The 11,789-nt window shown below is 58.7% G+C and carries 14 protein-coding genes; 9 read left to right on the top strand and 5 right to left on the bottom strand.

Features of this window, described 5'->3' with window-relative positions:
- Window positions 1-18 precede the first annotated feature (18 nt).
- From hypE to hypA, 5 genes are read right to left on the bottom strand one after another with little or no spacing between them, the layout of a single operon-like run.
- On the bottom strand, window positions 19-1,032 hold the full coding sequence (hypE, locus tag EBA31_RS12740; protein WP_122079347.1) for a hydrogenase expression/formation protein HypE: 1,014 nt from the start codon (window positions 1,030-1,032) through the stop codon (window positions 19-21).
- Window positions 1,029-2,156 carry a hydrogenase formation protein HypD gene (gene hypD / locus EBA31_RS12735; RefSeq protein ID WP_122079346.1) on the bottom strand — a complete coding sequence of 376 codons (1,128 nt, stop codon included), beginning with the start codon at window positions 2,154-2,156 and terminating at the stop codon, window positions 1,029-1,031. Before hypD ends, hypE begins: the two co-directional genes overlap by 4 nt.
- Window positions 2,140-2,436: a HypC/HybG/HupF family hydrogenase formation chaperone gene (hypC, locus tag EBA31_RS12730; RefSeq protein ID WP_020826913.1), complete on the bottom strand. Its 297-nt coding sequence runs from the start codon at window positions 2,434-2,436 to the stop codon at window positions 2,140-2,142. The genes hypD and hypC overlap by 17 nt, the downstream gene beginning before the upstream one ends.
- Window positions 2,427-3,221, bottom strand: coding sequence for a hydrogenase nickel incorporation protein HypB (hypB, locus tag EBA31_RS12725; protein ID WP_122079345.1), 795 nt, complete (start codon window positions 3,219-3,221; stop codon window positions 2,427-2,429). Before hypB ends, hypC begins: the two co-directional genes overlap by 10 nt.
- A 17-nt stretch (window positions 3,222-3,238) precedes the next feature.
- Window positions 3,239-3,583 (bottom strand): hydrogenase maturation nickel metallochaperone HypA, encoded by a 345-nt coding sequence (hypA, locus tag EBA31_RS12720; protein ID WP_122080620.1) that lies wholly within the window; start codon window positions 3,581-3,583, stop codon window positions 3,239-3,241.
- 261 nt (window positions 3,584-3,844) lie between these two features.
- On the opposite strand from hypA, the gene hycA reads away from it, so the two are divergent.
- The 9 genes from hycA to hycI all read left to right on the top strand — a co-directional run bounded on the left by hycA (window position 3,845) and on the right by hycI (window position 11,782).
- On the top strand, window positions 3,845-4,312 hold the full coding sequence (gene hycA / locus EBA31_RS12715) for a formate hydrogenlyase regulator HycA (protein ID WP_020826910.1): 468 nt from the start codon (window positions 3,845-3,847) through the stop codon (window positions 4,310-4,312).
- 87 nt (window positions 4,313-4,399) lie between these two features.
- A complete protein-coding gene (locus EBA31_RS12710) occupies window positions 4,400-5,014 on the top strand; it encodes a 4Fe-4S dicluster domain-containing protein (RefSeq protein ID WP_122079344.1) in 615 nt (204 codons plus the stop codon).
- On the top strand, window positions 5,014-6,882 hold the full coding sequence (locus tag EBA31_RS12705; protein WP_122079343.1) for a proton-conducting transporter membrane subunit: 1,869 nt from the start codon (window positions 5,014-5,016) through the stop codon (window positions 6,880-6,882). Before EBA31_RS12710 ends, EBA31_RS12705 begins: the two co-directional genes overlap by 1 nt.
- A gap of 10 nt (window positions 6,883-6,892) precedes the next feature.
- Complete coding sequence (locus tag EBA31_RS12700) at window positions 6,893-7,828, top strand: respiratory chain complex I subunit 1 family protein (RefSeq protein ID WP_020826907.1); 936 nt, start codon at window positions 6,893-6,895, stop codon at window positions 7,826-7,828.
- Window positions 7,829-7,850: 22 nt separating this feature from the next.
- Window positions 7,851-9,554 carry an NADH-quinone oxidoreductase subunit C gene (locus tag EBA31_RS12695; RefSeq protein WP_020826906.1) on the top strand — a complete coding sequence of 568 codons (1,704 nt, stop codon included), beginning with the start codon at window positions 7,851-7,853 and terminating at the stop codon, window positions 9,552-9,554.
- A 12-nt stretch (window positions 9,555-9,566) separates the two neighbouring features.
- Complete coding sequence (locus EBA31_RS12690) at window positions 9,567-10,112, top strand: formate hydrogenlyase complex iron-sulfur subunit (RefSeq protein ID WP_020826905.1); 546 nt, start codon at window positions 9,567-9,569, stop codon at window positions 10,110-10,112.
- Window positions 10,109-10,906, top strand: coding sequence for an NADH-quinone oxidoreductase subunit B family protein (locus EBA31_RS12685; protein ID WP_122079342.1), 798 nt, complete (start codon window positions 10,109-10,111; stop codon window positions 10,904-10,906). Before EBA31_RS12690 ends, EBA31_RS12685 begins: the two co-directional genes overlap by 4 nt.
- Entirely contained in the window at window positions 10,903-11,319 is a 417-nt protein-coding gene (locus tag EBA31_RS12680; RefSeq protein ID WP_122079341.1) for a formate hydrogenlyase maturation HycH family protein, read from the top strand. Before EBA31_RS12685 ends, EBA31_RS12680 begins: the two co-directional genes overlap by 4 nt.
- Window positions 11,312-11,782: a hydrogenase maturation peptidase HycI gene (gene hycI, locus EBA31_RS12675; protein ID WP_122079340.1), complete on the top strand. Its 471-nt coding sequence runs from the start codon at window positions 11,312-11,314 to the stop codon at window positions 11,780-11,782. Before EBA31_RS12680 ends, hycI begins: the two co-directional genes overlap by 8 nt.
- Window positions 11,783-11,789: the final 7 nt, after the last annotated feature.

Here is an 11,789-nt window from a genome sequence, read left to right as displayed (position 1 = left end):
CGTTCTCCCCCGACGGGATCAACAAATCCGCGGCAAAGGCTCGGCATGCGGCAAATCCAACAGGCGGCTGATGCCATAAGCACCCTGCAGCCTTACCTGTCGCCCCTCCGTCACTGTACCAATCACCGCCGCATCCGCGCCCAATGGGTGAGCACGCAAGGCACAGAGCACGTCCTGTGCGGCTTGCGGTGCGGCCACGACCACCAGTTTTCCCTCGTTGGCAAAATTAATGGCGTCCAACCCCAGCAATTCACAAATGCCACGCACTGCCGGGGCGATCGGCAACAGGCTTTCTTGCACCTCGATGCCCACGCCGGCCGCACGTGAGAACTCATGCAAAATGGCATTCACCCCGCCACGGGTCGCATCACGCATCGCCCGCACACCGTCAATGGCACGTAATGGCTCAATTAACGGCGTTAACACCGCACAGTCACTGATCACGTCCAGAGACATACCCAACTTTTCGCGCAGGTTGAGAATAGTTGCCCCGTGATCCCCGAGGGTGCCGCTGACAATCACGGCATCGCCGACGCGGATATTTTGCGCCGCCCAGTTCAGACCGGACGGGATCACCCCGATACCGGCGGTATTGATAAATACTTTGTCGGCTGCGCCACGCTGCACTACCTTGGTATCCCCGGTGGCAATGCGAATACCGGCCTGCTGCGCGGTGGCGGCCATCGAGGCGACCACGCGTTGTAACTCGGGCAGCGGCAAGCCTTCTTCGAGAATAAAGCCGCAGGAAAGATAGCGCGGCAACGCGCCGCTCACCGCCAGATCGTTGGCCGTACCGCAGATGGCCAGCTTGCCTATGTCACCGCCCGGAAAGAAAATCGGGTCAATCACGTAACTGTCGGTGGTAAACGCCAGCCGATCGCCCTGCTGCGTTAACTCGGCCAAATCCAACCGGGCCTGATCTTCACGCTGATCCAACTGCGGGTTGGCAAAGGCCGGCAGGAAAAGATCGTCCAGCAATTGCTGCATGGCAGCACCACCGCTGCCATGAGCCATAGTAATCACGTTATTCATGCCGGCGTCTCCTCTGTTTCACGGCGATATTGGTACCAGGCGGCGCAGGCTCCTTCGGATGAGACCATCAGCGCGCCAAACGCGTTTTGCGGCGTACAACCGCGACCAAACAGCGGACAGTCGCGCGGTTTGCATCGCCCGGTGAGCACGTCTCCGCAGCGGGATCGCGGATCGTCAGCCACTTGCCGCCGCTGCGGACGGAAACGACGTTCGGCATCAAAAGCCTGGTAGCCTGGCGTGAGGGCAATACCTGAGTTGGCAATGGTGCCCAGCCCGCGCCATTCGCTGCCGCCTCCCAGGACAAAAACTTCGCTCATCGCCTGCTGTGCCAGCCGGTTGCCCTGTTCCGGTACCACCCGCCGGTATTGGTTTTCGGTTTGGCTTTGTCGGCCAAGAAACTGCTCGACCAGCATCAGCACCCCTTGCAAAATATCCAGTGGCTCAAAGCCGGTTACCACCAGGGGTTTGTGGTATTGCCTGCTGATAAAATGATAGGGCTCGGTGCCTATCACCATGCTGACGTGGCCGGGTGCCAGAAAACCATCAATGCGTACATCCGGCTGTTGCAGCAGGCTGCGTAAGGTGGGGATCAGGCTGATGTGCTGACAAAATACGCTGAAGTTGCCCAAGCCTTCCTGCCGCGCCTGTTGCAGGGTAATCGCCGTGACCGGCATGGTGGTTTCAAAACCCAGCGCGAAGAACACCACCTGCCGTTGCGGATTTTGCCGCGCCAGCATCAGGGCATCCAGCGGTGAGTAGACCACGCGCACGTCGGCCCCGCGCTCGCGCGCCTGCAGTAAAGACCCCTGCTGTCCTGGCACCCGCAGCGCATCGCCGAAGGTGCAAAAAATCACTTCGGGGTGCCCGGCGATTTCGCAGCAGGCGTCGATGCGCCCCATAGGTAAAACGCAAACCGGGCAGCCGGGGCCATGAATGAATTCGATTTGCGCCGGCAGCAGCTTGTCCAGGCCAAAGCGGAATATCGCATGGGTATGGCCACCACACACCTCCATGATTTGCAGCGGTCGTTCGGCGGTAAACGGCAACTGTGCGGCGCGGTGCCAGATATGTTGCAGCAGTTTCTTTACCCTCTGCGGATCGCGAAATTCATCTACGTAATCCATGGTTATCCTCCCCCGCCAAAAACAGCGCCACGTCCTGTTCCACTTCCCCCATCGCCTGCAGTGCTGCCAGCATATCCTCGGCCTCTTGTTGATCGAGGCGGCTCATCGCAAAGCCCACGTGAATCAATACCCAACACCCCAGCATCGCTTCTTTGGGTTCACCCTCCCGGCAAACCAATGCGATATTCACTTCGCGCTGCACGCCGCAGACGTCGGCCCAGGCGTGCTGAGGCTGGTGTTGATCCAACGCCACGATCTGCCCGGGGATCCCTATGCACATAGCTGCCGCTCCAGCCAGGCCAACCACTGATCCATCCCTTCCCCCTGAGTCGCAGAAAGGGTAATTATCTCGATGTCGGGATTAACCTGACGGGCATTGGCGATACAGGCGGCCAGATCAAACTTCAAGTACGGCAGCAGATCGACCTTGTTCAGCAGCATCAGACGTGCGGCGGCGAACATATGCGGGTACTTGAGGGGCTTGTCTTCCCCTTCGGTGACCGACAGCACCGCCACCTTGTGCCGCTCCCCCAGATCGAAGCTGGCTGGGCAAACCAGGTTGCCGACATTTTCGATAAACAGCAGGCTGCTGGGCTTGAGCTCCAGACGCTGGGCGGCTTCGTGAACCATTTGCGCATCCAGGTGACAGCCTTTGCCGGTATTGACCTGGATCGCCGGCACGCCGGTGGCGCGGATACGTTCGGCATCGTTGGTGGTTTGCTGGTCTCCTTCCACCACCGCGCACTCACGCATCCCGCGCAGCCGCAGCAGGGTTTCGGTCAGCAAGGTGGTTTTGCCAGAACCGGGGCTGGAAACCAGATTCAACGCCAGGATCTGTTGCTCGGCAAAATACTGGCGATTGCGTTCGGCCAGACGATCGTTTTTATCCAACACCCGGGTTTCTATTTCCAGCATTCGCCGCTGGCTGATGCCAGGCGCATGAGTGCCCGCCAATCCCAGTCCATAATGCAGGTCCCCCTGCAGAGGCCGCTGCGGGCGAAACGGTACCTTTGCTTGCCCTTCAATCGTCATTTCCCCATGGGCACAACCGCAAGTGCTGCACATATTCTTTCTCCTTTCAGTTATTCAATTTCCAGACGTTTTATTTGCAATCCATCATCGGCCTGCACCCGCAGGTTTCTTCCGGCGCAGTGCGGGCAGACCAAAATCTGCGGGATCAACAGCTCGACGTCCGCCTGGCAGTCATAACACCAGGACAAGGCGCGTTGTTCAGTCAGATGCAGCTCACAGCCTTCGGCCAGGGTGTCGCGACATACCATGTCAAAACAGAACCGCAGCGATTCCGCCTCAACGCATGAAAATGCGCCAATTTCGAACCACACCGCGGTAATACGTTTCGCACGATGTTGACGAGCCTGTTGCTGCATTATTTCCATCGCATGTTGGCACAAGGTTATTTCGTGCATCCGGCCTCCACTCAGGGTGATAAAACGTTTCGTCACCTTGCGTTGCAAATATGGTGCCAAAACCCATTCGGCATATTTGTCGAGTGTCATGACGTCGACAGTAATTAGCTGGCAGCCCCCAGTCATATTTAAAGATTAATTCCATTCCTGATGATTGAATTGAAAGGAAATAATGAAAATCACCAGAGACTGGCACGCTTTATGCTTTAAGTCGTTCACCCGAAGCGATTCGACAATGACCATCAATTTTGAGTGACGACAATGAGTACTATCAGTGAAGTAACCAGCCAGGCCGATTATATCGCCAACAAAAGCAACCGCCTGATGGCGCAGTGGCAAACCTACCACAGCACCTTAATCAAAGCGGTTACCACCACTAAAAAGAAGATTAATCATCAGTTTACTTACGGTCAGGACGACGATCTGCGTTTTGTACTGTTCAACCACTTCACGGTGAGCATTCAATTAAGTGAGGGGTTTTACAGCCGTGATATCTGCTATCGCATTAATTTGGCATCGCCGCATGAAGCGGAGAATTTCGCCCCCTTCGCCCATGCCTCGCTGGATGAAGACGGTAATATTGACGGTGTAATAAACAATCGCGATATGCCGGCGGTATTTGAACATTATCTGGATAAGATCGCCGTTATTTACCAATGTCTGTTTGATTCGCTGCATGACGGCCACGCCATTCATGACGCACTGAAAAAAATAACCCTGTCCGTCTGACTGTCGGCGTTACTCACTGACAGAAAACTGTCGAAACGTCATTTTTTACTGACGATTTCGTCATAAATGACGAAGCAAGGAGTGTGCATGAACCGCTTTATTATTGCGGACCCCAAATTGTGTATTGGCTGCAATACCTGCATGGCCAGTTGTTCTGCGGAACATCGGCAACGGGGTTTGCAGGCATTACCCCGCTTGCAGGTGATTCGTAACGCCCGCGATTCGGCACCGGTGATGTGCCATCAATGTGAGGATGCGCCCTGCGCGCAGGTCTGTCCGGTAAACGCCATTCGCCATCAGGATGATGCCATCGTCCTGAACGAGAGCCTGTGCGTCAGTTGCAAACTCTGCGGTATTGCTTGCCCGTTCGGCGCCATAGGCTTCGGCGGCAGCACCCCGTTAGCGATCCCCCCAGACTGCAACACACCGCTGGCCCTGCCTGCCGCCAAAGCGCCGCGGCCGATCGGCGCCTTCCTGGATTGCGTGCCCGGTGTCCGCGCCGTGGCGGTGAAGTGCGACCTTTGCGCTTTCACCCCCTTAGGCCCGGCCTGTATCCGTACCTGTCCTACCCAGGCCATTCGCTTGGTCAGCGACCACGACGTGCGTAACGCCAGCGAACAGAAAAGGCGCAACGCCATGCAGGCGCTCAGCGCCGAGCTGCCGTTCGCTACCGCCCCAGAATCCCGCAAGGAGCCGAATTGATGTTTTACCCCATTGCGCCCGACCCATTGTCGTTGCTGACTCTGGCATTCGTCGGGTATCTCCTGTTCGCGTTGCTGAGCTGGCTGCTGGCCCCCTGGCTGCGTGTCAATGCCTTGCTGGGTGGCGGCACCTTATTGTGTGCCATCGCCACCTTGTTGGCCGCGGGACAACTGCTGTTCGCACCGCTGCACAGCACCCGTTTGCCCTGGTTGCGTTATGCGGTGGAAATCAGCGGCATTAATGCGTTGTTATTGCTGGTGATGGCTTTGTGTGGGATCTGTGCCGCGCTGTATCACATCGGAAGCGTCGCGAAGCTGAACGCCAGTGCAGGTGGCCGGTTGGGCGGGCTGATCAATCTGATGCTGGCAGCGCTCAGCGCCGCCGCGATCGCCGATAATGCACTGGCCTTGCTGTTGCTGTTAGAACTGGCGGCGCTGTGCGGCTATTTCTTGATTGTCCTCGCCCCGAACGCGAAAAGTCTGCGGGCCGGGCACAGCCAGTTTTTGCTGATGCGCCTGGGCACCCTGCTGTTGGTTATCGCTTTCGCACTGATTTATACCCACAGCCACAGCCTGCAATTCAGCGTGATCCGCGCTACGCCATTACCGGATGCACTGCGTAACGGCGTATTCCTGCTGGCGTTGGCCGGGTTTGGCATTTTTGCCGGGGTGATGCCGCTGCATGCCTGGGTGCCTCAGTCCCACAGCAGCGCGCCGGCCTCTGCCGCCACGTTGTTTTCCGGCGCGCTGATGAAGGTCGGCCTGCTGGGGATCCTGAAGATAGGACTGGATCTGCTGGGTACGCCCCCGCTGTGGTGGGGATTGCTGGTCCTGCTGCTGGCCGCCGGCACCGCATTTTTTGGCGGGTTGTATGCGCTGATGGAGCACGATCTGCGGCGCTTGCTGGCTTACCACACGCTGGAGAATATCGGCATCATCCTGCTGGGCATTGGCGGTGCCATGGTTGGTATGGCGCTGCAACAACCATTACTGACGGCGTTCGCCCTGATCGGCGGCCTGTTCCATTTGTTGAATCACAGCCTGTTCAAAAGCGCATTGCTGTTGGCGGCGGGTACCATCGAACAACAAACCGAGCTGAAGGACATGGAGAAAATGGGCGGGCTGGCACGGCTGATGCCCTGGACCGCCATTTCTCTGCTGATCGGCCTGGTGGCCATGGCCGCACTGCCGCCATTGAACGGTTTCGCCAGTGAATGGCTGATCTATCAGGGACTGTTCCATTTCAGTGCGGCCCCTGGCTTTATTGGCCATCTGTTCGGGCCGTTGCTGGCGGTGGCGCTGGCCCTGACCGGTGCGCTGGCAGTGATGTGCGTCAGCAAGGTGTTTGGCGTCGCCTGTTTGGGAGCCCCGCGCTGCGCTGCTGCGGCCCAGGCCGTGCAGGCTAACCTGTGCCTGACGCTGAGCCATGCGCTGCCCGCGTTGCTGTGTCTGGTTTGCGGCCTGGGAGCGCCCTGGATCATCCCGCTGTTTGCCCGGCTGATCGGCATGACGGCCGAACAATCCCTCTCCGTGTCCGACACTTTGGTTTCTACCCCGTTGATCGCCATTTTGTTGCTGGCAATGCCGGTGCTGCCGCTATTGATTGCTGCACGTTATCAGACCCGTCGTCAACCTCGCCGGGTACAGGGTAGCGCCTGGACCTGCGGATATGGTCATGAGGAGGCGATGGTGATCACCGCCACCGGTTTTGCCCAACCGCTTCGGGTGATGTTCGCCCCGCTCTATCAAGTGCGCCGCTGGCTGCCGGGATCCTTGATCAACCCGTTACATTGTAACGCCTTCGTTGCCTTCTGCCGCGGCCTGGCCGCCGTGGAGCTTGCGGTGCTGTTGGTGGTGGCTTTTGCCTGAGGAGATGACAATGACCTATCCCAATGTGTTACTCGGTCTGGCGCAGGCCTTGCTGTTACTGGCCGTCGCCCCATTGTTTGCCGGTATCAGCCGTGTGCTGCGCGCGCGGATGCATAACCGTCGCGGCCCCGGAGTGCTGCAGGAATATCGCGATATCGCCAAATTGTTGAAGCGTCAGAACGTGGCACCGGCGGCTTCCGGTCTGGCCTTTCATGCTATGCCGTACTTGCTGACAGGCACCCTGCTGGCCATCGCCTGTGCGTTGCCCATGTTGACTGTCGCCTCGCCGCTGCCTGCCATCGGTGATGTGATTACCCTGATCTATCTGTTCGCCGTGGTGCGCTTTGTTTTCGCCATTGCCGGTCTGGACACCGGCAGTCCCTTTACCGCCATCGGCGCCAGCCGCGAAGCGGTGTTGGGCATTCTGGTCGAACCCATCCTGCTGTTGGGGCTGTGGGTGACCGCCCTGGTGGCCGGATCCACTCAGTTGAGCGCCATGGTGCAGAGCCTGCTGACGTTGCCACACCCCGCTTGGTTGCCGCTGCTGTTGGCCGCCCTGGCCTGTGCGTTCGCCACCTATATCGAGATGGGCAAACTGCCTTTTGACCTGGCGGAGGCCGAGCAAGAGCTGCAGGAAGGGCCACTGACGGAATATTCCGGTGCCGAGCTCGGCATTTTGAAATGGGGCATCAGCCTCAAACAATTGGTGGTGCTGCAGCTGTTCCTCGGCGTGTTTCTGCCCTGGGGGCAAGCGGCACAATTCACCGTCCTTCACCTGTCGGCGGCGCTGGTCCTGGCGCTGCTCAAGCTGCTGTGCGCGCTGACGCTGATCGCGATTATCGAAAATAGCGTGGCACGTTTGCGCTTCCTGAAAACGGCCCGTACCACCTGGGCCGGTTTTGGACTGGCTTTTCTGGCGCTGGTTTCCTGGCTGGTCGTCGGCTGAATAATGACAAAGGCAATCAATAATGACTAACGAACATCAAGGCCAGCACTATCTGGCGGCGTTGCAGCAACAATTCCCTGCGGCCATGCTGGCAGCCGAATGGCAAACCGCCGATCAGTTGACGGTCACCGTTAAGCTCAACGCGCTGCCTGACGTGGTGGAATGGCTGTATTACCAGCAAGGCGGTTGGTTGTCGGTGCTGTTTGGCAACGACGAGCGCACGCTGTGCGGCCATTACGCGCTGTATTACGTTCTGTCGATGGAGCAAGGCACCAAATGCTGGATCACGGTGCGCGCCGAAGTGGATGCCCAAACGCTGGAGTTCCCTTCCGTCACGCCGCGCGTGCCCGCCGCCGTTTGGGGCGAACGCGAAGTGCGTGACATGTACGGTCTGCGCCCGGTGGGATTGCCGGATGAGCGGCGGCTGGTGCTACCTGACGACTGGCCGGACGATCTTTACCCGCTACGCAAAGACGCGATGGACTATCGCCAACGCCCCGCGCCCACCACCGATGTGGAAACCTATCCGTTCGAGAGCCTGGCCGGAGCCAAAGCCAATGTGGTGCCGATTGGCCCGTTGCACATCACCTCGGACGAACCCGGGCACTTTCGCCTGTTTGTCGATGGAGAAGACATCATCGACGCCGACTACCGCTTGTTCTACGTGCACCGCGGGATGGAAAAACTGGCCGAAACCCGTATGGGCTATAACGAAGTCACCTTTCTGTCGGACCGGGTGTGCGGCATTTGCGGCTTTACCCACAGCGTGGCCTACACCAGCTCGGTCGAAAATGCGATGGGCATTCAGGTGCCGGAACGCGCCCAGATGATCCGCTCGATCCTGCTGGAGGTGGAACGCCTGCACAGCCACCTGTTGAATCTTGGTCTGGCCTGCCATTTCGTCGGCTTCGATTCCGGTTTTATGCAGTTCTTCCGCGTACGCGAGCAGTCGATGAAGATGGCAGAAATACTGACCGGCGCGCGCAAAACCTATGGTTTGAACCTGATTGGCGGTATCCGCCGAGATATTTTGAAAGAGGACATGCTGCAAACCCTGAAGCTGGCCGCGCAAATGCGCAGCGAACTGGTGGATTTGGTCGATATCTTGCTCAGTACGCCCAACACAGAACAACGCAGCGTCGGGGTTGGGCGTCTCGATCCCCAGGTGGCCCGCGATTACAGCAACGTGGGGCCGATGATCCGCGGCAGCGGCCACCGTCGCGATACCCGCATCGACCATCCGTTCGCCGGCTACGCCAAACTGCCGGTGGAGTTATGCGTGGAAAGCGGCTGCGATGTCTATTCCCGCCTCAAGGTGCGCATTCACGAAGTGTTCAACTCGCTCGGCATCATCGAGTTCGGTTTGCAAAGCTTGCCGGGCGGACCGCTGGCGGTGGACGGCTTCACCTATATACCGCACCGCTTCGCCCTGGGCTTTGCCGAAGCGCCGCGCGGCGATGATATCCACTGGAGCATGACCGGCGACAACCAGAAACTGTTCCGTTGGCGCTGCCGTGCCGCCACCTATGCCAATTGGCCCACCCTGCGTTACATGTTGCGCGGCAATACGGTATCCGACGCCCCGCTGATTATCGGCAGTCTCGATCCCTGCTACTCCTGCACCGATCGCATGACCATCGTCGACGTACGCAAGCGCCAGTCCATCATCGTGCCGTACAAAGAGATCGAACGTTACGGCATCGAGCGGAAAAACAAGCCGTTCTAACCGGAGCCCATCATGCTGAAACTGATTAAAAAAGTGCTGAAGACCGGCCCGGCCACTGTCGCCTATCCGGCCCAGCCGTTGGCCATTGATCCGAACTTTCGCGGCAAGCCCGAATACAGCCCACAGCAGTGCATAGCCTGTGGTGCCTGTGCCAACGCCTGTCCGTCCAACGCGTTGAGCATGACCCCCGATCTCAACAGCGGCACCTTGCGCTGGCAGCTGTTTCTTGGGCGCTGCATCTTTTGCGCCCGCTGCGAGGAAGTGTGCCCAACCGCCGCCATTCGGCTTTCGCAGCAGTTCGAACTGGCAGTGTGGCGTAAAGAGGATCTGTACGAACAAGCCGACTTCGCCATTTGCCATTGCCGACAGTGCGGCAAACCCTATGCGGCGCAAAAGGAAATTGATTATGCGATGGCGTTGCTCGGGTTGAGCAGCTCGGAGGCGGCAACCCGCCGTGCGCAGTTTGAAACCTGCCCGGCCTGCAAACAGCAGCAGAACCTGACCCAGGCCGATCGTATTGATATCGGCCGCCATTTGACCCGGGAGGTCATCTCATGAATTCGCCATTGATTGGACCACGTGATGAAAATGGCCTGCCGGTGCCAATCACCCTCGATGACAGCATCGCCAAGCTGAAAACCACCCTGCTGCAGGATATCCGCCGCTCGGCCTATGTCTATCGGGTGGACTGCGGTGGCTGTAATGGCTGCGAAATTGAGATTTTCGCTGCCATTTCACCCCTGTTCGACGCGGAACGTTTCGGCATCAAAGTGGTTCCTTCCCCCAGACATGCCGATATTTTGTTGTTCACCGGTGCAGTGACCCGCGCCATGCGCATTCCGGCGATCCGCGCCTGGCAGGCCTCACCCGATCCTAAAATCAGCATCTCCTACGGTGCCTGTGGCAACAGCGGCGGTATCTTCCACGATCTTTACTGCGTATGGGGCGGCACCGATCGCATCGTTCCGGTCGATGTCTATATTCCCGGCTGCCCGCCGACGCCGGCGGCGACCATTTACGGTTTCGCCATGGCGCTGGGCCTGCTGGATCAGAAAATCAAAGGCCACCAGCATGATGAAACCCACGGTGAAGCTACGCGCCTGTTGCACCCGCAACTGCCCCAGCCGCTGCGAGTGCTGCTGGATCGCGAAGCCCGGCGTATGGCCGGTTACCGCTACGGTCGCCAAATCGCCGACCAGTTCATGCAACTGGTGGCAGCAGAGACACCAGAACCGGTCGAACAGCGCATCGCCGCTTATCTGCACCAGCAAGATGACCTGCGCCTGAATGAAATTGTCGGCAACCTGCAGGGCATTTATCAACGGGTGCTGCGTGGGGAGCTGCGGCTATGACCGATTCCCAAGGACAGGTGGTGTTTTACTCCCTTAGCCGCAAGTTTGTGCAGGAGAAAAAGGCCCCGCCGAAGGCCCAGGAGGTGATCTATTACAGCCTGGCGATCGGCCATCATCTGGGGGTGATCGACTGCCTGGAAGCCAAACTCAGCTGCCCGCTGGCGGGGTTTCGCGCCTGGATAGCGCAGTTGCCTGCGAGCAGCACCGCACGGCGCAAACTGGAAGGGGTCGATCGGTTTGGCGAAATCTGTATCGACAACAGCCATACCCACCTGTTGGCCACGGCGTTGAGCCACGCGGCGCCGCGTATGAACACTGAACAGCAAAGCTGGAGCCAACAGCTGATCGCCCTGCTTCAATCGATAGAAAACGAACCCGCCATTTACCTGATGGTCCGGAGGCATGATGACTGACGTTTTATTGTGTGTGGGCAACTGCATGATGGGAGATGACGGTGCCGGGCCGCTGCTGGCTGAACTCTGTGCCGGTCATCCCCCCGCGGGTTGGCAGGTGATTGACGGCGGCGCGGCACCGGAAAATGACATCGGACATATCCGCGAGCTGCGCCCAGACCGCCTGGTGATCGTCGACGCCACCGACATGGGGCTCGCGCCGGGTGAAACGCGGGTGATCGACGAAAAAGACATTGCCGCCATGTTCATCATGACGACGCATAACCTGCCGCTTAACTTTCTGATCGACCAACTGCGCGAAGACATAGCGGAAATTACCTTTATCGGCATTCAACCCGAAGTGGTGGCGTTTTATTACCCGATCAGCGCGGCGGTGAAACAGGCGGTGACGGTGCTCCATCAACGCTTGTTTCACTGGGCAGACAATGGCGGTTATCCGCAGCTGGAGGTGACGAATGTCTGACGCGGCA

It is taken from the genome of Serratia sp. P2ACOL2 (assembly GCF_003691565.1).
Taxonomy (GTDB): domain Bacteria; phylum Pseudomonadota; class Gammaproteobacteria; order Enterobacterales; family Enterobacteriaceae; genus Serratia; species Serratia liquefaciens.
Note: the sequence above shows the minus strand (reverse complement) of the source record. Positions and strands in the feature narration are given on the sequence as shown.

Excerpts from the sequence above, each read along its gene's own strand:
- hypA (WP_122080620.1), bottom strand. The coding sequence starts at position 3,583 with ATGCACGAAATAACCTTGTGCCAACATGCGATGGAAATAATGCAGCAA.
- hypC (WP_020826913.1), bottom strand. The coding sequence starts at position 2,436 with ATGTGCATAGGGATCCCCGGGCAGATCGTGGCGTTGGATCAACACCAG.
- hycA (WP_020826910.1), top strand. The coding sequence starts at position 3,845 with ATGAGTACTATCAGTGAAGTAACCAGCCAGGCCGATTATATCGCCAAC.
- EBA31_RS12695 (WP_020826906.1), top strand. The coding sequence starts at position 7,851 with ATGACTAACGAACATCAAGGCCAGCACTATCTGGCGGCGTTGCAGCAA.
- EBA31_RS12690 (WP_020826905.1), top strand. The coding sequence starts at position 9,567 with ATGCTGAAACTGATTAAAAAAGTGCTGAAGACCGGCCCGGCCACTGTC.
- hypD (WP_122079346.1), bottom strand. The coding sequence starts at position 2,156 with ATGGATTACGTAGATGAATTTCGCGATCCGCAGAGGGTAAAGAAACTG.
- hypB (WP_122079345.1), bottom strand. The coding sequence starts at position 3,221 with ATGTGCAGCACTTGCGGTTGTGCCCATGGGGAAATGACGATTGAAGGG.
- EBA31_RS12685 (WP_122079342.1), top strand. The coding sequence starts at position 10,109 with ATGAATTCGCCATTGATTGGACCACGTGATGAAAATGGCCTGCCGGTG.
- EBA31_RS12680 (WP_122079341.1), top strand. The coding sequence starts at position 10,903 with ATGACCGATTCCCAAGGACAGGTGGTGTTTTACTCCCTTAGCCGCAAG.
- EBA31_RS12710 (WP_122079344.1), top strand. The coding sequence starts at position 4,400 with ATGAACCGCTTTATTATTGCGGACCCCAAATTGTGTATTGGCTGCAAT.
- EBA31_RS12705 (WP_122079343.1), top strand. The coding sequence starts at position 5,014 with ATGTTTTACCCCATTGCGCCCGACCCATTGTCGTTGCTGACTCTGGCA.
- hypE (WP_122079347.1), bottom strand. The coding sequence starts at position 1,032 with ATGAATAACGTGATTACTATGGCTCATGGCAGCGGTGGTGCTGCCATG.
- hycI (WP_122079340.1), top strand. The coding sequence starts at position 11,312 with ATGACTGACGTTTTATTGTGTGTGGGCAACTGCATGATGGGAGATGAC.
- EBA31_RS12700 (WP_020826907.1), top strand. The coding sequence starts at position 6,893 with ATGACCTATCCCAATGTGTTACTCGGTCTGGCGCAGGCCTTGCTGTTA.